This is a genomic window from Nocardia violaceofusca NBRC 14427 (assembly GCF_963869435.1).
Taxonomy (GTDB): domain Bacteria; phylum Actinomycetota; class Actinomycetes; order Mycobacteriales; family Mycobacteriaceae; genus Nocardia; species Nocardia aobensis.
This window is the reverse complement of the sequence record NZ_CAWMPM010000014.1, coordinates 111,139-132,416: the sequence shown is the minus strand read 5'-3', so window position 1 is coordinate 132,416 and position 21,278 is coordinate 111,139. Positions and strand designations below refer to the sequence as shown.

At 67.5% G+C, this 21,278-nt stretch carries 19 protein-coding genes and 1 tRNA gene; 12 read left to right on the top strand and 8 right to left on the bottom strand.

Going from position 1 to position 21,278, the window contains the following annotated elements:
* Positions 1-21: 21 nt before the first annotated feature.
* Positions 22-975, top strand: coding sequence for a hypothetical protein (locus tag AC5592_RS14355; RefSeq protein WP_157121853.1), 954 nt, complete (start codon positions 22-24; stop codon positions 973-975).
* Here AC5592_RS14355 and AC5592_RS14350 read toward each other — a convergent pair whose 3' ends face one another.
* The 3 genes from AC5592_RS14350 to AC5592_RS14340 all read right to left on the bottom strand — a co-directional run bounded on the left by AC5592_RS14350 (position 976) and on the right by AC5592_RS14340 (position 3,825).
* Complete coding sequence (locus AC5592_RS14350; protein ID WP_084506671.1) at positions 976-2,700, bottom strand: putative bifunctional diguanylate cyclase/phosphodiesterase; 1,725 nt, start codon at positions 2,698-2,700, stop codon at positions 976-978.
* A gap of 246 nt (positions 2,701-2,946) precedes the next feature.
* A tRNA-Ala gene (locus AC5592_RS14345) sits at positions 2,947-3,019 on the bottom strand.
* A gap of 89 nt (positions 3,020-3,108) precedes the next feature.
* Entirely contained in the window at positions 3,109-3,825 is a 717-nt protein-coding gene (locus tag AC5592_RS14340) for a uracil-DNA glycosylase (RefSeq protein ID WP_063064526.1), read from the bottom strand.
* Between the two features lie 457 nt (positions 3,826-4,282).
* Here AC5592_RS14340 and AC5592_RS14335 point away from each other — a divergent pair, with 457 nt between their 5' ends.
* The 6 genes from AC5592_RS14335 to AC5592_RS14310 all read left to right on the top strand — a co-directional run bounded on the left by AC5592_RS14335 (position 4,283) and on the right by AC5592_RS14310 (position 10,839).
* Positions 4,283-4,726, top strand: coding sequence for a GyrI-like domain-containing protein (locus AC5592_RS14335; protein ID WP_063064465.1), 444 nt, complete (start codon positions 4,283-4,285; stop codon positions 4,724-4,726).
* A complete protein-coding gene (locus AC5592_RS14330; RefSeq protein ID WP_063006705.1) occupies positions 4,723-5,154 on the top strand; it encodes an effector binding domain-containing protein in 432 nt (143 codons plus the stop codon). Before AC5592_RS14335 ends, AC5592_RS14330 begins: the two co-directional genes overlap by 4 nt.
* Before the next feature lie 554 nt (positions 5,155-5,708).
* A complete protein-coding gene (locus AC5592_RS14325; RefSeq protein ID WP_063064525.1) occupies positions 5,709-7,523 on the top strand; it encodes a bifunctional diguanylate cyclase/phosphodiesterase in 1,815 nt (604 codons plus the stop codon).
* Positions 7,524-7,533: 10 nt separating this feature from the next.
* Complete coding sequence (locus AC5592_RS14320) at positions 7,534-8,580, top strand: GAF domain-containing protein (RefSeq protein WP_063064464.1); 1,047 nt, start codon at positions 7,534-7,536, stop codon at positions 8,578-8,580.
* Positions 8,581-8,730: 150 nt separating this feature from the next.
* The gene (locus AC5592_RS14315) at positions 8,731-9,858 is read left to right on the top strand and encodes a glycosyltransferase (protein WP_063064463.1); all 1,128 of its coding nucleotides are present in this window, start codon (positions 8,731-8,733) and stop codon (positions 9,856-9,858) included.
* 84 nt (positions 9,859-9,942) lie between these two features.
* Positions 9,943-10,839 carry an SDR family oxidoreductase gene (locus AC5592_RS14310; protein WP_063064462.1) on the top strand — a complete coding sequence of 299 codons (897 nt, stop codon included), beginning with the start codon at positions 9,943-9,945 and terminating at the stop codon, positions 10,837-10,839.
* A 12-nt stretch (positions 10,840-10,851) separates the two neighbouring features.
* Here the strand turns inward: AC5592_RS14310 and soxR are convergent, their stop codons facing one another.
* Positions 10,852-11,433, bottom strand: coding sequence for a redox-sensitive transcriptional activator SoxR (soxR, locus tag AC5592_RS14305; RefSeq protein ID WP_083871240.1), 582 nt, complete (start codon positions 11,431-11,433; stop codon positions 10,852-10,854).
* 146 nt (positions 11,434-11,579) lie between these two features.
* On the opposite strand from soxR, the gene arcA reads away from it, so the two are divergent.
* Complete coding sequence (gene arcA, locus AC5592_RS14300; protein ID WP_051025020.1) at positions 11,580-12,806, top strand: arginine deiminase; 1,227 nt, start codon at positions 11,580-11,582, stop codon at positions 12,804-12,806.
* 6 nt (positions 12,807-12,812) lie between these two features.
* Positions 12,813-13,178, top strand: a complete 366-nt coding sequence (locus tag AC5592_RS14295; RefSeq protein WP_036505276.1) for a GntR family transcriptional regulator — start codon at positions 12,813-12,815, stop codon at positions 13,176-13,178.
* A gap of 12 nt (positions 13,179-13,190) precedes the next feature.
* On the opposite strand, the gene AC5592_RS14290 is transcribed toward AC5592_RS14295, so the two are convergent.
* Entirely contained in the window at positions 13,191-14,852 is a 1,662-nt protein-coding gene (locus tag AC5592_RS14290) for a dolichyl-phosphate-mannose--protein mannosyltransferase (protein WP_063064461.1), read from the bottom strand.
* Positions 14,853-15,012: 160 nt separating this feature from the next.
* Here AC5592_RS14290 and rsmI point away from each other — a divergent pair, with 160 nt between their 5' ends.
* Positions 15,013-15,858, top strand: a complete 846-nt coding sequence (gene rsmI, locus AC5592_RS14285; protein WP_063064460.1) for a 16S rRNA (cytidine(1402)-2'-O)-methyltransferase — start codon at positions 15,013-15,015, stop codon at positions 15,856-15,858.
* A 70-nt stretch (positions 15,859-15,928) separates the two neighbouring features.
* On the opposite strand, the gene AC5592_RS14280 is transcribed toward rsmI, so the two are convergent.
* Positions 15,929-16,576, bottom strand: coding sequence for a TetR/AcrR family transcriptional regulator (locus AC5592_RS14280; protein ID WP_036505270.1), 648 nt, complete (start codon positions 16,574-16,576; stop codon positions 15,929-15,931).
* Between the two features lie 22 nt (positions 16,577-16,598).
* Positions 16,599-18,161 carry a methionine--tRNA ligase gene (gene metG / locus AC5592_RS14275; protein ID WP_063064459.1) on the bottom strand — a complete coding sequence of 521 codons (1,563 nt, stop codon included), beginning with the start codon at positions 18,159-18,161 and terminating at the stop codon, positions 16,599-16,601.
* 113 nt (positions 18,162-18,274) lie between these two features.
* On the opposite strand from metG, the gene AC5592_RS14270 reads away from it, so the two are divergent.
* Together AC5592_RS14270 and AC5592_RS14265 are read left to right on the top strand one after the other, a co-directional pair.
* Positions 18,275-19,111, top strand: a complete 837-nt coding sequence (locus AC5592_RS14270) for a TatD family hydrolase (RefSeq protein ID WP_036505201.1) — start codon at positions 18,275-18,277, stop codon at positions 19,109-19,111.
* 195 nt (positions 19,112-19,306) lie between these two features.
* Entirely contained in the window at positions 19,307-20,434 is a 1,128-nt protein-coding gene (locus AC5592_RS14265; RefSeq protein WP_036505257.1) for a resuscitation-promoting factor, read from the top strand.
* On the opposite strand, the gene AC5592_RS14260 is transcribed toward AC5592_RS14265, so the two are convergent.
* The gene (locus AC5592_RS14260) at positions 20,435-21,196 is read right to left on the bottom strand and encodes an SDR family NAD(P)-dependent oxidoreductase (RefSeq protein ID WP_036505254.1); all 762 of its coding nucleotides are present in this window, start codon (positions 21,194-21,196) and stop codon (positions 20,435-20,437) included.
* Between the last annotated feature and the right edge of the window lie 82 nt (positions 21,197-21,278).

The following is a 21,278-nucleotide window of genomic DNA, read 5'->3' as shown; positions in this document are numbered from 1 at the left end:
GTGATCGTGGTGTTGGCGACGGTGCCGGTGCTCGAGTTGAGCTGGACCTTCGGTGGCGGCTACGCCGCTCGGGACGCACTGAGCGCGATGGGCCCGGCGAACTGGCTGGATATCGTCATCGGTGTTTTCCTGGCAGAGCCGCTGCTCGCGACCGTCCTGGCAATCGTGGCTTCCCGGCTGACCTACGCCTACTCGGCCGCACGCGGAGGAGCGGCCCGGCACACAGCGATGCCGCTGCCGGTCACGGCCGCCGAAGCGGCAATCGTTCCGATCGGTCTGGGTGTGATCGTCGGTGCGTTCAACAGCCTCATGTGGGGTTTGATCGCGGGGCTGGCCGGTTACGCGTTGCGACTGGCAGTCGTCACGGAATATCGGACGGGGCGGCGTATCCCGGCCACCGGCAAGCGCAGCGGCAACCGGCCGGAGACCGCGCTGCAGCGCGCCGCCGATCTCGCGCGGGCAGGCACCCTCTTGTTGAGTTTGCTGATCCTGCCCGTGCTCGGGATAGTGGCCGCTCTCGATGGACGGGCCTGGAGCACGGTGCAGACCTGCGATGTCAACTCCGGCGCGGGTACCCACCGCGCCCGCGTCGCCGAACTGGGCCGCTCCGGCGACGGGATCACAGCGTGGGATATCACCGGTAAACAGGTCGTCAACGGCGTCAACTGCGCGCCGGATGTGAGCGACGATATCCGCGAACCTGGTGGCGGAGCTGACGTCCCACGCTTGGTTGGGACTTTGTCGGAAGATTCAACCAACGGGGTGATGTTCGGGCGGAGGAAACCCGCCCTGACCTGCGATCAAAGTGGAGCTAACGTGCCACAACCCGAACCCGCTGACGGTCGAAGGCCCGGTGATCCGGATCGTGCCGGTCGGCAAGCGAACGACTGCTGGGACACAGTAAGGACCGCGCGAGGGGCCAACACAGCGGAGCCGTGTGCGCAACGGAAACCCGGTCGGCGCAGGTGCCGGTGATCACTGCTCGTTGTGCGCGGCTATGCCGCGCTGCGTGGTGAGTTCGTCGAGGATCGCCTGCACGGTTCGGGGGCCGCTGTAGTGGTAGCCCTGCACCAGCGAGAAGCCGAGGTCGGTGAGCACTGCCGCTTGGTGCGCGGTCTCGACCCCTTCGGCGATGACCTCCATGTCGAGCGCGGTGCTGAGCGCCTTGATCACCCCGAGCAGCGGTGGCGCGGGTGAGTCCGCGGTGATCGCCGCGACGAAGGACCGGTCCACCTTGAGGATGTCCGCTGGAATGGCCGCCAGCCTGCTCAACGAGGAGTAACCGGTGCCGAAGTCGTCGATAGCGATGCGTACCCCGGCGTTCCGCAAGGCGCTCAGGTTGTCGATCGCGTTCGGTGACTCGGCCTCCAACTGCGTCTCGGTGACCTCGAGCACCAGCTGCCCAGCGTGCCAGCCGGTGCCGCGCAGAGTACTCCGTACCCGATTGCCGTAATCGCTGTCGGCCAGCTCCAGACCGCTGACATTGACGTTCAGCGTGAGGTCGAGATCTGCGACAGTTCCCCGCAGCGTGACTGCGTCCACACAGGCCCGGCGTAGCACGGCCTGGTCCAGGTCGGCAATCAAGTTGCACTCCTCCGCGGCGCGGATCACCTCGATCGTGCTGAGGCCAGGCTCGGTGGCCGAAGACCAGCGCAGCAACGCCTCCACACCGACCACCTTGTCGCCGAGCGGCAGGCTGACGATCGGCTGGTACCGGACTTCCAGGTTGTTGTCTTCCGCGATGGCCCGGCGCAGTTCCTCAGCCAGGGCAACGCGCTGCCCGGATTCCAGCCTGGTCTGATTGGGACCTGCCTGCTTGGCCCGATACCGGCCCACATCGGCCCGGCTGACCAGCATCGACGCCGGTTCACGCGGCTGCCATGACGTGACGCCGGCGGAGCAGCCGGTAGTTGTCGCCGCGCGCATGCGGTCGGTGAGCCCGACCGCGGCCCGTTCGGTCGTGTCCGGCAGCAGCACCGCGAACAGGTCGCCACCGAGCCGGGCCAGCGTCTGGTCCGGAGTCAACAGCTCACTCCAGGTGTCGGCGACGTGCTGCAGCACCGCATCGCCGGTGGGCTGGTCGAGGTGGCCGTTGTCGTCCGTCTGGAAGCGGTCCAGGTCGGCCAACACCAGCGCGGGGCGTTGGCCGAGCCGCCCGGCCTTGGCGATCTCGGCGTTCAGCAACCGATCGAAACCGCGCCGATTGAGCAGGCCGGTGAACACATCGATATCGGCTTCTGCGGCTCTGCGGGCCACAATCGTGACCACCACACCGACCATCACGGTCACCCCGGCCGCGATCACCCCGGTCCACCATGGCAGGTGCGCGCGAGTGCCCAACACCGCCATGCAGCACACCACGGCGAACCCGATCTCCAGGCCGGTGACGGACGTGCTGAAGAAGAACGCGGCATCGCACGCAACGAACACGTATATCGACGACAGCGTGACCGCGGCGGTGTCGCCGGGGAGCCAATGAATAGCGATGGTGATCAGCACGGTCCCGAGCGATACCAAGATCGGGTGCGCGCGCACCGGCATCCGCTCACCCACCACATACACCAGGATGCCGGTGAACACCGCGACCAGCGCTGCCCCGAACACGACCGCGCGACTACCCGGCCCGTCGCCTGTCAGTGCGGTCACCACGGCAGCGAGCAGTCCGCCGACGAAAAAGAAAGCCCCCGTAGTCCTGGACATGAGGCTCGCTGTTGCTACCACTGATGCCGCCCGCGCCCGAGTACGGGAACCACCCCGGGTTCCGACTCCTCGCATCTCTCCAGACTAGCCACACCATCAAGGTCGGAATACCCAGGTCGGAGCACTAGCCGAGCCTTAACCGGGTACGGCCGGATACGTATCGGGCAAGTCAACCACGCAACGTGTTCGCGCAATGCCACACAGCGAAGCAGCCGCAGGTCGATGACCTACGGCTGCTTCGGTGGGTGGAGCTAAGGGGAATCGAACCCCTGACCTTCTCGATGCGAACGAGACGCGCTACCAACTGCGCTATAGCCCCGTGGCTCGTTTCCGGGCCAACGGAGGAGAACTTTAGCAGGTGGGGGCGGGAGATTCCGAATCGGCTGGTCGAGGTGGGGAAATGCGGGGTCAGCTGGGTTCGGGGGTGGGTGGGGTGAGGTGGAGGCCGGCGGCGGTGGCGGCTTCGGCGAGGACGGTGTCGAGCATGGCGGGGGTGAGGCGGCCGGTGAAGGTGTTCTGCTGGCTCACGTGGTAGCTGCCGAACAGTTCGAGGCGATGGCGGCCGGTGCGGGCGGGTTCGATCGAGTAGTGGACGCCGTGGCCGAATTTGGGGCGGGGGCGGGGGACCTGCCAGCCGGCCGCGGTGAGGGCCGGCATGAGTGCCTGCCAGCCCCAGGCGCCGAGGACGACGACGGAACGGACTGTGGGGGAAAGCAATTCGAGTTCGTTGATCAGCCAGTGCCGGCAGCGGTCGCGTTCGTCGATGGTGGGTTTGTTGTCCGGGGGCGCGCAGTGCACGGGGGAGGTGACGCGGGTGCCGATCAGCCGGAGGCCGTCGTCGCAGCGGGTGGCGGTGGGCTGGGTGGCGGCGCCGATGGTGTAGAGCGAGGCGAAGAGTACGTCGCCACTGCGGTCGCCGGTGAACATCCGGCCGGTGCGGTTTCCGCCGTGGGCGGCCGGGGCGAGGCCGACCAGCAGCATGGCGGCGTCGGTGGGCCCGAAACCGGTCACCGGGCGGCCCCAGTAGGTTTCGTCGCGGAAGGCGGCGCGCTTCTCGCGGGCGACCTGTTCGCGCCAGGCGACCAGTCGGGGGCAGGCGCGGCAGTCGGTGAGCGCGGTGTCCATGGCGTCCAGGTCAGGATAGTCGGCCGACGCGGTCGCGGCGGTGTTCGGCGTTTCGCTGCGGGCGGTGCGACGCACCATCGGTCCTCCGTTCGGTCGGTGCCCTTGCGAGTCTGCCCGTTCTGCGGTTGTGTCACACCTACCGCTGTCGATAGCTGTCTGTTTGCAAGACTCGGCATGGCGTCCGGTACATGCTGATTCGTGCCTTGTGGGCGATTCGTTCGATCCGGCGCGAGGTGTTCGCGGCGGCGACGAGAGTCGCCGATTTTCGGGATGGGGGCGGCTGTCGGTCGAAAAGCCGACAGGTCGCTGGAACCGGACCGGTCGGATGATCAGCTGTCCCGGCAGCAGACGTGCAGGTCCGTAGCTTTCGATGTTGATAGCATGGCGTTTCCGGCCGGACGGTCCGCCGCAGCACCGGTTGCGCGGCCCGACGCGATCACATCGAGAGAGTTCTTGCATGCAGTTCGAAATCGTCGAGCGGGACGAGACGTGGGTCGCCGGGCTACCGGTGCGCAGTCCGAAACGTGCGCTCGGGGAACTGCGCGACCGGGATCTCGAGGCGGCCTGGGCCGCGGTGCTGCATCAGGAATTGGGCGGCCCGCTGGCCTCCTCGTACACCGATTACGCCCCCGATCTGGGCACCTTCAACACGCAGATCGTCGGCTACGAATGCACCTCGTTCGACCGGGTGACCCGCGGGCATATCGTGTCCCGTCTGCCCGCCGGCTCCTATGCGCGTTTCTCCGCGGTCGGCAATTTTCCGCAGATCATGACCGACCTGTGGACCCAGATCGCCTATGCCGAGGAACACAACCAGATCAAACGCACCTTCACCGGGGATTTCGAATGCTATCCGCACGCGTACAAGATCGATCTGTACCTGGCGGTAGACCCCCGATGACGTATTCGATCGTGGTCCGCGACGCGGCCATCTACGGCGGCCTGGTGGTGCCGCGGGTCCGGCCGAGTTTCAAGGTCAGCAACAGTGAGCTGATCGAATTCCTGCGTGACCGGCTGCGTGATCGCGAGATCGGCGGCCCGCTGTACACCGTTTACGTGCCGGATCCGGCCGGAAATTACAACGTGCTGGTCAGCTACGAATATCACGCACCCAAAGAGGTCCCGGTCGGTGATGTGATGATTCGTGTCCCGAAGGGCGTATATGCCCGATTCGAACCCAACGGTGATTATCACGATCCGGTCGAGGACGTCTGGGCTCAGGTCGACGACGCCACCGCGTCGGCCGAGATCACCCGCGCGTACCGCGAGGAGATCGAGGTGTGGCGCGGTCCCGACCGGTTGGAGTTGTTCATCTCGATTCTGGTGTGATATTCGGTTGCCAATGGGTAACCAAATGTGAACCGGGCGGTCTTTTTGTTCTGTGTGGTGCAGGACACCGACTGGATGACCTCGATCGATACCGCGCGCCACGCTCGGGTTTCGGAAGATTTGCCGGACGTCTGGTCAATTTCGGAGGGATGACGGATACTTCCCTAGGTGGCCATACCCGACACCGGCGGTACCGCGTGCCGAGCGGAGGTGGCCGAAAGATCGCGCCGCGCCGCGCAGCAACAGAGTAGGAACCATATGACTGGGCTGGATGTCGCACCGGAGGCGCTGCGACGATATGGCTGCTGACCACCCTGTGCGACCCCGCCGTACGGCCCTCGTGCCGACCCTCGGCGAATTCTCCGCCGCACCTCTCCGCGAACTCGCCGCGATTTCATCGCAATACGTCGATACACTAACGTCGGTTCAGGGCGGATTCATCGATGCTCGGGGCGTGGACGTCCTTCCCTTGACATGCCGTGGATAGCGCGATCGGAGACAAGGTGCCTCGGCGAACGCTCGACTCGTTGGTGACCCAGGTCGCCGCGGAGTTGATGGGTGTCGACGCCACGACGATGGTGGCGGCGACCGAACGAGTGCTGGCCAAACTTGTCGACTACTTCGATGTCGATTTCAGTTTCGTCCGCCATACCGACCGGGAACGGCGGGCGACGGTGCTGGTCGCCGAATGGCCGCCGCGCCAGGGCGTGCCCGACCCCGACCCACTGCGTGTGGTGTATTTCGAACAGGCCGATTCGGTGTTCCGCGCCGTCGAGCACGCCACCGAACCGATGATCGCCCGCCCCACCCCGGAATTCTCCGATTATCAGGAGACGATTCGCCGTTCCGGACTGACCGACGTGACGACAGCGACGGTTCCGCTGATGTCGCGCGGTGAGCCGACCGGATTACTCGGATTCATGAAACAGGGAGACCGGCAGTGGAGTACCCGGGAAATCAACGTCCTGAAGGCGATCGCGGCGCTGCTGGCGCAATTGCAGGCCCGGGTGGTGGCCGAGGAACGGCTGCGCTACATCGCCCTGCACGACGACCTCACCGGATTGGCCAACCGTCGCGCCCTGCTCGAACATATGGAGGAGCGATTGCGTCCGGGCAGTTCGGGGCCGGTCGCCGCCTTCTTCCTCGATCTCGACCGGCTCAAGGCGCTCAACGATTTCCTGGGGCATACCGCCGGTGACAATTTCATCCGCACCCTGTCGTCGCGACTGAAGGAACATCTCGATCCGAACGACATGATCGCGCGGCTGGGTGGCGACGAATTCGTCATCGTTCCGGCCAAACCCGTGGATCCGGTCGCGGCGGAACTCGAGGCCACCCGGATTCAGCAGTTGATCACCCGCCGGGTGTCGGTCGGCGGGGAAACGGTGAGTCGCGGCGCGAGTGTCGGTGTGGCGCTGGGTATGCCGGGAGAGACCACCGTCGCCGATCTGCTGCGCCGGGCCGACCATGCGCTGTTGTCGGCGAAATCCGGTGGCGGCAACGGCGTCGCGGTGTTCACCGATGCCATGCGCGCGCAGTTCGAACTGCAGGACGACGTCGAGCTGAATCTGCGCGGCGCGGTCTCCGACGGTTCGCTGCTGCTGCACTATCAGCCCGAGGTGGATCTGCGGACCGGGCGCATCGTGGCGCTGGAGGCGTTGGTGCGCTGGCAGCATCCCACCCGCGGACTGCTGCCGCCCGGTGCGTTCGTCGGGGTGGCCGAGGCGACGAATCTGGCCGGCGAACTCGGTCGCTGGGTATTGCGCACGGCCCTGGCGCAATTCGCGAAATGGCGGCGCGCCGGGCTGGCCTCGAACGTGGTGATCCGGATCAATGTTTCGCCGGTGCAGCTGGTGAGCCTGGACTTCGTGGAATGTGTCGAGGATGTGCTGCGCCGGCACGGGATCGACGGCAGTTCGGTGTGTCTGGAGATCACCGAACACGTCGTGGTCTCGGATCTGACCCGCACGCAGGTGACCTTGCGCGGACTCAAGCGCATGGGTGTGCAGATCGCGATCGACGATTTCGGCACCGGCTACAGTTCGCTGTCGCATCTCAAGGCCCTGCCGGTGGACGCGGTGAAGATCGACCGCGGTTTCGTGCAGCGGCTCGGCGCCAGCACCGACGATCTGGCGATCGTGAAATCGATTGTGGGACTTGCCGGTTCGTTCGGTCTCGGGGTGGTCGGCGAAGGGGTGGAGACGGCGGTGGCCGCACGCACCCTGGTCGGGCTGGGCTGCTACCGGGCGCAGGGCTTCCTCATCGCGCGGCCGATGCCCGCCGACGAGGCCGAACCGCATCTGGCGGAGGGGCGGATCCCGCTCGACCTGGAACTCCCGCGGGTTTCCCGTGGGGCGCATCGGATCTGATTCCCGGGGTATGGCCGTCGCCGAATCCGTGGCTTCGCCATGGCTCCTGGTGGAAACACTCGCGCCCACGAGTGGGCCGACGATCGTCGCCGACGGGCCTCGCGTCCGGGAATGGACGAGTCTTTCGCGCGCCGGACGCTCCCTCGGGGCGGGTGCCTCCGCGCTGGCGGCCACCGCGGTCGAGTTGGCAGCGGCGGCCGTTCCGTCCGGCTCGGTGGAGTCGGCGGACGGCCGGATCGTCGTCTCCGAGGGCGGCTGGACCGCGATCGCGGTGCCGGTCTTCTGCTCGTTCGGGGCCGTGCACGGGGTGCAGGTATGGGTGGGTGCCGCGGGACAGCAGCCGCCGCCCCGGCGCGCGGTCGCGGCATGGGACTGGGATTCCGGTACCGAACTCGCCCACCACGGCCCCGGCCTGGAGGAACTCGCCTTCGCCCGCGCCCGCGAACACGTGCGGGTGGTGCGCACGCCGCCGGAGGTGTTCGGGCGGATGGTGCGCTTCGACGAGCGGATGGGCTACACCGCGGTGGTCGCGGGCACCGACCCGGCCGGTCGCTGGCAGGGAGAACTGGCGATTCGCGGTGACGACGAGATCGTGCGCAACTTCCAGCTGGTCGTCCGGGTGCATCGCGAGGATCCGCATCTGGCCGTCTCGACCCGGACCGCGCACGTCACCCGCGCGCTGTTGCACGAGATCACCGACGTCCGCCCGCCACGTCCGGATACCGATCTGGCGATCACCCGGGCGGTGTCGCGGTCGCCCGATGCCGGTGTGGGGTTCGTCGAATTGGCGATGGGGCTGGTGTACGAGTGGGCCAGTCCGCCGCCACCGCCGCTGGAACGCTGGAGCACCGAACGGCCGATCGTGCATCCCGATGATCAGCGGGATTACCGGGCGGCGTTCGCGGCCGTCTTCGCCGATGAGATCGATTCTCCGGCAAGGGAATTCGTATTTCGCATCCGATTCGAACACTCGGGCTGGATCGTGGTGCGGGCGGAATTGTCGAGGCTCGGTTCGGAGCGCGCGCACGGCATGATCCGGGTCGTAGCTGCCGGCTGAGCTGCGCGCGCCCGCATACCGACCGTCGCCGTACGGAACTCCGCCCACGCCGGGAACAGGGAAGGCCGAGGACGCGGCATTGGTTCAGGCTTTCGCGAGCATTCATCCCGTGTTCGTCCCGCCGGTTCGCGGGACGGGGACGATCGGCGCGTGCGCATCGCTCAGCTGGCGAACTTCTACGGGCCGCGTTCGGGCGGACTTCGCACCGCACTGCATCACCTCGGCGCCGGATATGTGGCGGCCGGGCACGAAGTGGTGCTGATCGTGCCGGGCGCGCGCCGGGGCGAGGAAACCCTGCCCAACGGTGTCGTGCGGATGACCGTACCGGCAGTGGGGATTCCGTGGACGGGCGGGTATCGCGCGGCCGATCCGCGCCGCGTCGCCGATCTGCTGGCGGGGCTGGCGCCGGATGCGCTCGAGGTGTCGGACCGGCTGACGCTGCGCGGTTTCGGACGGTGGGCCCGCCGCCGGGATATCGCGTCGGTGATGATTTCGCACGAGCGTCTCGATCGGTTGCTCGGCCAGGTGCTGCCCACCTCGGTCGCCCGCCGAGCCGCCGATGTGGCCAACCGTCGCACGGCCGCCGATTACGACATGGTCGTCTGCACGACCGCGTTCGCCCGCGCGGAATTCGACCGGATCGATGCCCCGAATGTCGCCCTCGTCCCGTTGGGGGTGGATCTGGAGCTGTTCGCGCCGCACCGTCACGATCGGGCCCTGCGAGCGCGGCTCGGCGGTTCGCACCTGGTGGTGCACTGCGGGCGGCTGTCGGTGGAGAAGCGGGTCGATCGCAGTATCGAGGCGGTGGATCATCTGCGCCGGGGCGGGGTGAACGTGCGCCTGGTGGTCGCGGGGGACGGCCCGCGCCGCGACGCGCTGGTCCGGCAGGCGCGCGGCGTAGCGGCGTTGCCCGATGGGCGTCCCGGCGTCCATTTCGCCGGATTCATCGACGACCGAACACATTTGGCGACCCTGCTGGCCAGTGCCGACATCTCGCTCGCTCCCGGTCCGCACGAAACCTTCGGACTGGCGGCGCTCGAGGCGCTGGCCGCCGGCACCCCGGTGGTGGCGAGTCGTTCCTCGGCGCTGGCCGACATCGTGACCGCCGAATGCGGGGCCGTGGCCGCCGATCACCCGTCCGCCTTCGCCGAGGCCGTCACCGATGTGCTCGCCCGCCCGGCGGCGCAGCGACGGCGTGCGGCGCGCTCGCGGGCCGAACAATTCCCCTGGCCGGTCGCGGTCGCCGGGATGCTGTCTGTATTGCGCGGATTGTCGTAGCCGAGACGTGCCCGTGCGGCCCGGTACGGATGCGGTGTGTCGGGGAACACGTATGCTCCAGGGCAACGGAGATAGTCAGTCCGGATGCCGGCCCAGCACCGACATCACACCGCAGAGCATTCGAGGAACGGCGTGCGTGATCGCTTGAAGTCCGTGAGCGGCAAGAAGACTCTGGTCACCGGCGCGGCCAGCGGAATCGGTCGGGCGACCGCGATCGCCGCCGCCGCGCAGGGGGCCGAACTCGTCCTGACCGATATCGACGCCGCCGGGCTCGCGGACACCGTCGAGGAGATCGGGCGCACCGGCGGCAAGGTGCTGGAATCGCGGGCGCTCGACATCAGCGATTACGAGGCGGTCGCCGCCTTCGCGCGGGATGTGCACGCTCGGCACGACAGCCTGGACGTAGTGATGAACGTGGCCGGCATCTCGGCTTGGGGCACCGTCGAGAATCTCGAGCACCGGCACTGGCGCTCGATGGTCGATGTGAACCTGATGGGCCCGATCCACGTCATCGAGAGCTTCGTGCCGGAGATGGTGCGGGCCGGGCGCGGTGGCGCGCTGGTCAACGTGTCCTCGGCGGCGGGGCTGCTGGCCTTTCCCTGGCATGCGGCCTACAGCGCGAGCAAATACGGGTTGCGCGGTGTATCGGAGGTGCTGCGCTTCGACCTGGCCCGCCACGGGATCACGGTGCATCTCGTGGTGCCGGGCGCGGTGAACACCCATCTGGTGCAGACCGTCGAGATCGCCGGCGTGGACCGCGACGATCCGCGAATCCAACGGTATGTGAAGCGTTTCCAGTCGCACGCCGCCTCACCCGACCAGGCCGCGCGAGCCATCTTCCGGGGCATCGAGAAGAATCGCTTCCTCGTCTACACCTCGTTCGACGTGCGGTTCGGGTATTGGTGGGCGCGAAAGTTCGCCTGGCCCTACGAGTTCACAATGCGCCGTGCCAACGACCAGTTCAACCGCTTCCTGCGCTGAGCTCGGCGGAAATCACCCGCACATCTTCTCGGCGCACGCCGCCACATCGGCATCCGTGAGGTTTTCGCGGCCCGCCGCGGTGGAATTGTCGCGGCCCGCCGCGGTCGGTTCCTCGCATCCCTCGGCCCGCGTGCAGTCGATGCTCACATCCAGCGTGCGCGCGCCGGGGCCCTCGTCGCCGAGCCGGTCGTGATAGTTGACGATGCGGCAGCTGCCCAGTGACAGACAGCCACAGCCGATGCAGTCGGTGAGGCTGTTGCGCAATCGGGTGAGCTGTTCGATCCGCTGATCGAGATCGGTGCGCCACGTTACCGACAATCGTTCCCAATCCTTCCGATTGGGAGTACGCCCCTCCGGTAGGGTGTCGAGAGCCTTGCGAATTTCGCTGAGCGGAATTCCGACGCGCTGCGAGATCCGGATGAATGCCACCCGGCGCAGCGTTTCCCGGGAGTATCGGCGCTGGTTTCCGCTGGTGCGGCGGCTGGCGATCAGGCCCTCGCGTTCGTAGAAATGCAGTGCCGACACCGCGACGCCGCTGCGTTCCGACAGTTGGCCGGGGGTGAGCTCCTTGGCTTGCCACGTCGTATGCTGCATACCTCAACGATACTTCAGGTTTTGAGTGGCCGGGCGAGAACCGTGAACTTCGCCGCCGCGCGGCGGCGACAGCGTCCGGCGCTGGATCCGGCGTGGTCGGCGAACAATTTCGTGCCAACCCGGCGGGAGCCCATTACGGTCGGGATATGGGAACAGAGGCTGTGCCCCCGGCGCGACCGTTTTCCGTGACGACCGAGGTCGGGACGCTGCGCGCGGTACTGCTGCATCGCCCGGGCGATGAGCTGCGCCGACTCACGCCGCGCAACAACGATCAACTGTTGTTCGACGCCATTCCCTGGGTGGAGCGGGCCCAGCAGGAGCACGAGATCTTCGCCGATGTGCTGCGCGGTCGCGGTGTCGAGGTGCTGTTGCTCGCCGATCTGCTGACCGAGACGCTGGCGGTCAGCGGCGCCGGACGCAGTATGGGCATCACCGCGGCCGTCGACGCCCGCCGCATCGGCTACGCCCTGGCCGAGGAACTGAAGACCTATCTGCGCGCGGTGCCGGCGCCGGATCTGGCGCGAATCCTCATGGCCGGCATGACCTTCGACGAATTGCCGTTCGAACCGAACGCCGCCTCACTGGTGCGGCGGATGCACCACGGCACCGATTTCGTCATCGAACCGCTGCCGAATCTGCTGTTCACCCGCGACTCCTCGTTCTGGGTGGGGCCCAAGGTGGCCATCACATCCCTCGCGCTGCCGGCCCGCGCCCGCGAAACCTCGCTCACCGACCTGGTATACGCGTTCCATCCGCGATTTCTCGGCGTGCGCCGGGCCTACGAATCGCACACCGCGCCGATGGAAGGCGGTGACGTGCTGCTGCTTTCGCCCGGCGTGGTCGCGATCGGGGTAGGCGAGCGCACCTCCCCGGCGGGTGCGGAAGCGCTGGCGCGCAGTCTCTTCGACGATGCGCTGGCCCACACCGTGCTGGTGGTGCCGATCGCGCAGAACCGGGCCACCATGCATCTGGACACCGTGTGCACCATGGTCGACCGCGATGCGGTGGTGATGTACCCGGGTGTGCAGAATTCGTTGCGCGCGTTCACCATCCGGTCCGACGGCGATTCGGTGCGGATGAGTGGCCCGGATCCGTTCCTGCCCGCCGCGGCCGAGGCGATGGGTATCGACAAGCTCCGGGTCATCGACACCGGGTTGGACGGGGTGACCGCCGAACGGGAACAGTGGGACGACGGCAACAACACCCTCGCACTGGCGCCCGGGGTCGTGGTGGCCTATGAACGCAACGAGAATACGAATACACGGCTGGCCGATGCGGGCATCGAGGTGCTGACCATTCCGGGATCCGAACTGGGTTCCGGGCGTGGCGGGCCTCGTTGCCTGTCCTGCCCGCTGTCGCGTGACGAGGTGTGAAAACCGATGCTGGATATCCCGGTCGACCATCAATCGACGGTCCCGCCGTACGAACAACTGCGGCTGGGCATCGTCGCCCGGGTGCAATCCGGCGAACTCACCGCCGGAACCAAGATTCCGACGGTGCGCGCGCTGGCCGTTCGGCTCGGCTTGGCGCCGAACACCGTCGCGCGCGCCTACCGCGAACTCGAACAGGACGGTGTGCTCGAGACCCGGGGGCGGCTCGGGTCGTTCATCGCCTCCTCCGGTGATCCGACTCGCGACGCGGCCGGGCGCGCGGCCACGGAATACGTTGCGGCGGTACGCCGATTGGGGCTCGACGACGAGGCGGCGCTGCGCTACGTGCGGGCGGCGCTGGGCGAGACCCCGTAGCCGCATCGAACCTCAGCGCCAGCTGGGTAGCCAGAGGTGGTCGTGCCAATTGGACGGCGTGATCGGCAGGGCGGTCAGAATGGGCCACAGCCAGATGAAGTTGGCGATCACCAGACCCAGATACAGGCACACCAGAAGTAGTCCGAGACTTCGGCGTTCGCCGGCCAGCGCGAACCACCGCCCCGACCGGGCCCGCACCAGCGGCGCGGGGCCGAGGATATCGCCGAGCGTCAGGGCGAGGCCCATCGCGAGGAACGGCGCCATCGGGACCGCGTAGAAGTAGTACATCTGCCGGTCCAGGTCCGCGAACCACGGCAGCAGCCCGGCGCCGTAGCCGACCAGCATCGCCGCGTACCGCCAGTCGCGGCGGGTGGCGGTACGCCACACCGCCCAGGCGAGCATCGGCAGCGACAGCCACCACATCGCCGGCGTGCCGATCAGCATCACGGCCTTCACACAGACCGCCTGCCCGCATCCGGTGACACCGTTGTCGGCGTAGTAGTACAGCATCGGGCGCAGGCCCATCGGCCACGACCACGGCTTGGATTCCCACGGGTGATGGTTACCGGCCGAATTGGTCAGGCTCTGATGGAATTTCAGCGATTCGGCCTGGTTGTGCCACAGCGAACGCAACGCGTCCGGAATCCACGACCAGGTGCCGCCGGTGCCGACGGCATTGCCCACCGAATAGCGGTCGTAACCGTCCTCGCTGGCGAACCAGCCCCAATAGGTGGCCAGGTAGACCAGCAGCGGAATCGCCACCAGCGCATACAGAGCCGGACCGATATCGCGGACCGCCGTGCCGGCCCAGGGGCGCGGCACCCCGTAGGCCTTGCGCGCGGCCACATCGAAACACACCGTCATCAGCCCGAAGAACAGGATGAAATACAGGCCCGACCATTTCGTTCCGCACGACAGCCCCAGCAACAGACCGGCCCCGAAGCGCCACCACCGCACACCCAGGCGCGGCCCGAACACGCTGAATGTGATGGCGGCGCTCCCGGTGCCCTCCGTGGTTACGCGCGCTGCCGCCTCCGGGCCCGTCGGTCGGGCCGCGGGCGCTATCCGGCCTTCGGCGTCGGCCCGGGCCAGGCGGGCCCGCACCTCGTCGCGATCGACGATCAGGCAGCCGAAGGCGCCGACGACGAAGACCGCCTGGAAGATGTCGAGCATGCCGATGCGCGAGGACACGAAGGTCAGGCCGTCGGCGATCAACAGCACACCCGCGATCGCGCCGATCAGGGTGGATCGGGTCATCCGGCGGGTGATGCGGATGACCAGCAGGACCAGCAGCGATCCGAAGATCGCCGCGGTGAATCGCCAGCCCCAGCTGGTGTAGCCGAACAGCGCTTCACCCAGCGCGATCATCTGCTTACCGACCGGCGGATGGACCACCAGCCCGTAGGCCGGATTGTCCTCGACCCCGCCGCCGGTGAGCACCTGCCAGGCCTGGGGTGCGTAGTGCTTCTCGTCGAAGACCGGGGTGCCGGCGTCGGTCGGGTAGTTCAGCATGGTGAACCGGGTGACCGCGGCGACCACCGTCAGGAATAGCGTGACCAGCCAGCCCCGGGCCCGGTCGGTCGGTCCGAAATCGGGTGCGGGGCGCAGCGGCGCCGGACTGGACAAGGCCGGGCCCGCGCCGATCGCCGGTCGCGTATCGGTCAGCTGGGTCACGCTCCGATCGTATGCGGTGTGCGGCGGTGGGCCGCGCGGCGGTGAGCCGACCTGCGGACTCGGGCGTGGTCCACCCCCAGGGGTAGCGTTTGCCCGGACCGGGCGCGGGTGCGCGGTGGCGGCCGGTCGGATGGGTCGGCCGGTGGTGGAAAGGACGGCGATGGGCGAGCACGGCGGGCGGTTGGTGCTGGCGGCGACGCCGATGGGCGATATCGGTGATGCGTCGCAGCGGTTGCGCGACGCCCTCGCGAGCGCGGACGTCGTGGCCGCCGAGGACACGCGCCGGACCCGGGCGCTGGCCAAGGCGCTCGAGGTGGAGATCACCGGGCGGGTGGTGAGCTTCTACGATCATGTGGAAGCCGCGCGAATTCCGTTGCTATTGGACGAGATCGAATCCGGGAGGACCGTGCTGCTGGTCACCGATGCGGGGATGCCCTCGGTCAGCGACCCCGGTTACCGGATGGTCGCGGCATGTATCGAGCGGGACATGCCGGTGACCTGTCTGCCCGGTCCCTCGGCCGTCACCACCGCCCTGGCCCTGTCCGGACTGCCCATGGAACGGTTCTGCTTCGACGGCTTCGCCCCGCGCAAGTCCGGGCAGCGCAAGCAGTGGCTCTCGACGCTGGTCACCGAGCCGCGCGCGGTGGTGTTCTTCGAGGCCCCGCACCGGCTCGCCGCCTGCCTGGCCGATGCCGCCGAGGTGCTGGGCCCCGAACGCCGGGCCGCGGTGTGCCGGGAGCTGACCAAGACCTACGAGGAGGTCGTGCGCGGCGGACTCGGCGAGCTGGCGGAATGGGCCGTCGAGGGTGCGCGCGGCGAGATCACGGTGGTGGTCGAAGGGGCACAACCGGTTTCGGCCGACCCGGTCGATCTGGTGGACGAGGTGGAGGAACTGGTCGCCGACGGCACCCGCCTCAAGGACGCGTGCGCGCGGGTGGCCGCGCGGGCGGGCGGAGTCTCGCGACGCGAACTCTACGACGCGGTCCTGGCCGCCCGCGCGGATTAGCGCAGATCCGCTCGACCGGATTCGCGCTGGTGGCCCGCTCGGCCGGGCATCCGCCGCACCGACGGTTCGGTTACACGCGCGCGACGACCGGCGCCAGCCCCAGCACCGTATTGGCGAATTCGATGAAGGTGGGCGCCATGGCGGGAACGCGGTGCGCGCCCTCACGGACCAGTACCCGCCGCGTGCGTTCGCCGATGGCGTCGGGGACCAGGGCGATCACCTCGTCCGGTAGTGCCGGAATTCCGGGATCGACGGCGCGTGCCTGATCATGGAAATTGCGGTACAGAGTGGCGAAGTGGTCCACCGCCAGATCGCGGAACTCCGCGGTCGCATCGCCGACCAGCAGCGATTCCACCAGGATGAGCCGCGCGAAATCCGGTTCGGCCGCCACCACCGAACAGAATGTGCTGATCATGGTGGCGATGCGCTGCCGCGGATCGACCGCCTCGGGCAGGTGTGCCAGTTCCTCCGCGATCCGGGTACGAATGATCTCGACGCCGGTGTGCACCGCCTCGATGAAGCAGTGTTCCTTGTTGCCGAAGTGTTCGTAGAAGGTACTGCGTGAGACGTGGGCGCGGCCGACGATATCGGTCAGCGTGACCGTGGAAAAGCCTCGGGCGCCGACACATTCGACCATCGCGCCGATGAGCCGGCCCCGGGGGGTGCCGAGCGCGTGGGCGCGAACGCTGCGGTGGCGCTCGGCGAAATCCGCATCCATAACCGGCTCCGGTCGCCTGCTTCTACTTCGGTTCGATGTACTTCGGGAACACCGGTTCCGGCGCGGGTAGGGCCGATCCGGCCTCGATCGGCGTGGTGAGATCGGCGAAGGTGCGCGCGGTCTGACCGAGCTGATCGAGAATCCGCCCGGCCGAACCCGGGATCACCGGCTGCACCAGGATCGACACGATCCGCAGCACCTCGAGGGTCACGTACAGCACGGTCGCCTCGCGGGCCACATCCTCGGGCGTGCCCGACTTGGCCAGCGCCCACGGCTGCTGCGCGGAGAAGTACTTGTTCGTCTCGCCGAGGGTCAGCCAGATCGCCTCGAGCGCCAGATGCAGTTGCTGCCCGTCGAATTCGGTGCGGCAGCGCTCCAGCAGGCCGTTCGCGCGACCGAGCAGTTCCCGATCGGCGTCGGTGAATTCGCCGGGAGTCGGTACGGCGGAATCGAAATCGCGCGCCACCATCTTCAGGCTGCGCTGCACCAGATTGCCGTACTCGTTGGCCAGATCGGTGTTGATCCGCCCGACGATGGCGTCGTGACTGTAGGAACCGTCCTGGCCGTAGGAGATCTCGCGCAGCAGGAAGAACCGCACCGCGTCGAGACCGTACTGGTCGACCAGCGCCAGCGGATCCACCACATTGCCGACCGACTTCGACATCTTCTCGCCCTTGTTGAACAAGAAGCCGTGCACGAAAACGCGTTTCGGCAATTCGATACCCGCCGACATCAGGAATGCCGGCCAGTAGACGGTGTGGAAGCGGGTGATGTCCTTGCCGATGATGTGCACATTCGCCGGCCAGAACCGCTGGAACGCCGCCGAATCGGTATTCGGGAATCCGACACCGGTCAGATAGTTGGTGAGCGCGTCCACCCACACGTACATCACATGCGCCGGATCACCGGGCACCGGCACACCCCAGTCGAAGGTGGTGCGCGAAATCGACAGATCCTTCAGACCGGCCTTCACATAGCTGACGATTTCGTTGCGCCGGGTCGCGGGCAGGATGAAATCCGGTGTGGTCTCGTACAGTTCGAGCAGCCGGTCCTGATATTTCGACAACCGGAAGAAGTAGTTCGACTCCTCGGTCCATTCCACCGGGGTCCGGGTTTCGGTCGCCAGGCGCGTCCCGTCCTCGGCGACGGTAGTCTCTTCCTCGGTGTAGAAGGCCTCGTCGCGCACCGAGTACCAGCCCGAATAGGTGTCGAGGTAGATATCGCCGTTGGCCTGCATGCGCTCCCAGATCGCGATGCTGGCGGCGAGGTGATCCTCGTCGGTGGTGCGGATGAACCGGTCGTAGGAAATGTCGAGCGCCTTGTCCATGCGTTCGAACACATCCGAATTGCGCGCGGCGTATTCCTCCACGGAGACGCCGGCGGCGCGCGCGGCCTGCTGGACCTTCTGGCCGTGCTCGTCGGTGCCGGTCATGAAGAACACGTCGTAGCCGTCGAGCCGCTTGAACCGTGCCAGCGTATCGGTGGAGATGTACTCGTAGGCATGGCCGATATGCGGCGCGCCGTTGGGATAGGCGATCGCCGTGGTGATGTAGAAGGCCGGTGAGGTGCGTTCGGGTGCGCTCATGGTGTGTCCACTCTAATCCGCCGCCGATAATCCCTCGCGTCGATATCCCGTCGTCCGCTCGGCGCTCCCGCCGGGTTCACCTGCCGTCGGTGCGGTGTGTCTAATCTGGTCCGATGCCCGGTAAACGACCCGCACCCGAGCCGCCCGAACCGCTGTCGCCGTTGATCGACGCGCACACCCACCTCGATGCCTGCGGCGCCGAGGACGCGGAATCGGTTGCCGCCATGGTGGATCGGGCCGCCGCCGTAGGTGTCGGCCGGGTGGTGACCATCGCCGACGACCTCGATGCCGCCCGCTTCGCCGTCGACGCCGCGCACTGGGATCCGCGCGTGTACGCGGCGGTCGCACTCCATCCGACCCGGGCGAACGCCCTGGACGATGCCGCCCGCGCCGAACTGGAGAAGCTGGCCGCCGACCCCCGGGTGGTCGCCGTCGGCGAGACCGGGCTCGACTACTACTGGCCCGGCAAACTCGACGGCTGCGCCGATATCGAGGATCAGGTCGAGGGCTTCCGCTGGCATATCGACCTCGCGAAACGACTCGGTAAGCCGTTGATGATCCACAACCGCGAGGCCGATCACGACGTGCTGGCGGTCCTGCTGGACGAGGGCGCGCCGGAGACGGTGATCTTCCACTGCTTCTCCTCCGACGCCAATATGGCGCTGGCCTGCGTGGCCGAGGGGTATCTGCTCAGCTTCTCCGGGACGGTGAGTTTCCGGAACGCGCACGAACTGCGCGAGGCCGCGAAGCTGGTGCCGGACGAGTTGATCCTGGTGGAGACCGATGCGCCGTTCCTGACCCCGCACCCGTTCCGGGGCGCGCCGAACGAGCCGTACTGTCTGCCCTACACCGTGCGGGCCCTGGCCGAGCTGCGCGAACAGGATCCGGCGGCGCTGGCCGAGATCACCACCGCCAATGCGGAGCGGGTCTACCGGTTGCCGAGGCGCTGAGCCCGGCGCGTGCGGTGCGTCACATAAAACGCGACCGGAATGCGAGGTGTGCTCCAGTTCACTTACGATTGCGCGGTCGTGATATTTCCGGATCGTCGATATCGAATCGTGATGTGGAAATCCCCTGTTCCACGGCATGTAGTTGCCAGGGACTGACCCCCTCGTTATCGTATTGTGACCATGCCGGAGTTTCGGATATCCGCTCTCCAGCGGATCAACGCGTCGCGCTCGCCGCTGCTGTATGCGGCGATCGCCGCGATGCTGATCACCCTGATCATCGGGGCGAGTCTGGCGATCGTCAGCCGCAAGACCGTCACCCTGGTCGTCGACGGTCAGCGCACGACCGTCACCACCATGGCCGCCAGTGTGAAAGGCGTGCTCAAGGCCGGTGGCTACAAGCTGGCCGGTAAGGATTCGGTGTCCCCGTCCGGGGATGCCGGCGTCACCGACGGCGCCACCATCACGCTCAACCGTGCCCGGCAGATCGCGCTGACCTTCGACGGCAAGACCAAACAGGTGTGGACCACCGCCTACACCGTCGCCGACGCGCTGACTCAACTGCAGCTGCCCGGCGACGTCTTCGTCTCGCCCTCGCGCCCCACCCCGCTGCCGCTGCAGGGCGCCGCGCTGGCCGTCACCAGCCCGCGCACCGTGCAGCTGTCCGACAACGGTGAACCGATGAGCTACGTGCGGCTGGCCGCACCGACGGTCGGGGAGCTTCTGCAGGTGCAGGGCGTGCCGCTGACCGGCGAGGACACCGTGCAGCCCGCGGCCGTCACCCCGCTGCACGACGGTATGAAGATCACCGTCACCCGCAAGCACACCGAGAAGGTCACCGAACGCGAACCGCTCGACCCGACCGAGAACGTCATCGAGGACACCGACCTCAACATGAGCCGGACCGTCGTCGAGAATCCCGGCAAGGCCGGGGTGCAGGACGTCACCTACGCGGTCTCGATCGTCAACGGCAGGGAAGAGTCGCGTGAGGCCGTGGGGCATACCGTCGTCGTGCCCGCTCAGCCCAAGACGGTCCGCAAGGGCGCCAAGCCTGGCACCGAGGTGCCGCCCGTGCGCGACGGTGCGGTCTGGGACGCGCTGGCCAAATGTGAATCGGGCGGCAACTGGGCCATCAACACCGGCAACGGGTACTTCGGCGGCATTCAGTTCGACCAGAGCACCTGGTCCCGGCAGGGTGGTCTGAAGTACGCCGAGCGGCCGGATCTCGCCACCCGGGAAGAGCAGATCGCGATCGCCGAGGTGACGCGGGCCCGGCAGGGCTGGGGTGCCTGGCCCGCGTGCACGAGTCGCCTGGGAATCAGCTAGTCACATGAGCGCGCCACCGTCGACGCGGATCTCCGAGCCGGTGATGTAGCGGCCGTCCTCGGAGGCGACCATGGCGACCACGCCCGCGACGTCGGCCGGTTCGCCCAGGGCGCCGCCGTTGAGCCAGCCGGTCAGCCGGGAGAAGAGGTTCCAGTCGGCGTCCTCGGGGGTTTGCAGGTTGTTGGTGATACCGCTGGTGATGCCGCCCGGGACGATGTTCACCGCGCGCAGGCCCTTCTGCGAATACTCCAGCGCGACCGCATGGGTCATCGCGTTCACGCCGCCCTTGGATGCGGCGTAGGCGGCCATGTACGGGTTCGCGCCGAGTGCGGCGGTGGAGGAGAAGTTCACGATCACCGGATGGTCGGACTGCAGCAGGGTCGGGATGGCCGCCTGCATCATCAGGAAGGTGCCGGTGAGATTGATGCCGATCACCTGATTCCAGCTCTCGAACGCCATCTCGTGGGTATGCGCGGTGCGCATGATCCCGGCCGCGTTGACCAGCACGTCCAATCCGCCGAGATGATCGACGGCCGCGGCGACGGCGGGGCGCACCGATTCCGGATCGGCCACGTCGACGGTGACGGTATGCAGCCGATCGCGGTCCGAACCCACCTCCGCCACAGTCTCTTTCAGCCCGGGCTCGGAGATGTCGGCGCCGACCACGTGTGCTCCCTCGGCGAGCATGCGCACCACGATGCCCCGCCCGATGCCCGAGCCCGCCCCGGTCACCACCACCCGTCGTCCCTCGTGCCTGCGCATCATTGCGGCCGTCCTCTCCTGCTGCGTCGCGCGCGGTGAGACCGGATGTGCCACCGCCTGTTCCGCGAGTACACCGAAACTA

Bases quoted from the DNA above. Each gene is read 5' to 3' on its own strand.
- AC5592_RS14350 (WP_084506671.1), bottom strand. From the start codon at position 2,700: ATGTCCAGGACTACGGGGGCTTTCTTTTTCGTCGGCGGACTGCTCGCT.
- AC5592_RS14340 (WP_063064526.1), bottom strand. From the start codon at position 3,825: ATGGACACCGCGCTCACCGACTGCCGCGCCTGCCCCCGACTGGTCGCC.
- AC5592_RS14335 (WP_063064465.1), top strand. From the start codon at position 4,283: ATGCAGTTCGAAATCGTCGAGCGGGACGAGACGTGGGTCGCCGGGCTA.
- AC5592_RS14330 (WP_063006705.1), top strand. From the start codon at position 4,723: ATGACGTATTCGATCGTGGTCCGCGACGCGGCCATCTACGGCGGCCTG.
- AC5592_RS14325 (WP_063064525.1), top strand. From the start codon at position 5,709: ATGGGTGTCGACGCCACGACGATGGTGGCGGCGACCGAACGAGTGCTG.
- AC5592_RS14320 (WP_063064464.1), top strand. From the start codon at position 7,534: ATGGCCGTCGCCGAATCCGTGGCTTCGCCATGGCTCCTGGTGGAAACA.
- AC5592_RS14310 (WP_063064462.1), top strand. From the start codon at position 9,943: ATGCCGGCCCAGCACCGACATCACACCGCAGAGCATTCGAGGAACGGC.
- soxR (WP_083871240.1), bottom strand. From the start codon at position 11,433: ATGCAGCATACGACGTGGCAAGCCAAGGAGCTCACCCCCGGCCAACTG.
- arcA (WP_051025020.1), top strand. From the start codon at position 11,580: ATGGGAACAGAGGCTGTGCCCCCGGCGCGACCGTTTTCCGTGACGACC.
- AC5592_RS14295 (WP_036505276.1), top strand. From the start codon at position 12,813: ATGCTGGATATCCCGGTCGACCATCAATCGACGGTCCCGCCGTACGAA.
- rsmI (WP_063064460.1), top strand. From the start codon at position 15,013: ATGGGCGAGCACGGCGGGCGGTTGGTGCTGGCGGCGACGCCGATGGGC.
- AC5592_RS14280 (WP_036505270.1), bottom strand. From the start codon at position 16,576: ATGGATGCGGATTTCGCCGAGCGCCACCGCAGCGTTCGCGCCCACGCG.
- metG (WP_063064459.1), bottom strand. From the start codon at position 18,161: ATGAGCGCACCCGAACGCACCTCACCGGCCTTCTACATCACCACGGCG.
- AC5592_RS14270 (WP_036505201.1), top strand. From the start codon at position 18,275: ATGCCCGGTAAACGACCCGCACCCGAGCCGCCCGAACCGCTGTCGCCG.
- AC5592_RS14260 (WP_036505254.1), bottom strand. From the start codon at position 21,196: ATGCGCAGGCACGAGGGACGACGGGTGGTGGTGACCGGGGCGGGCTCG.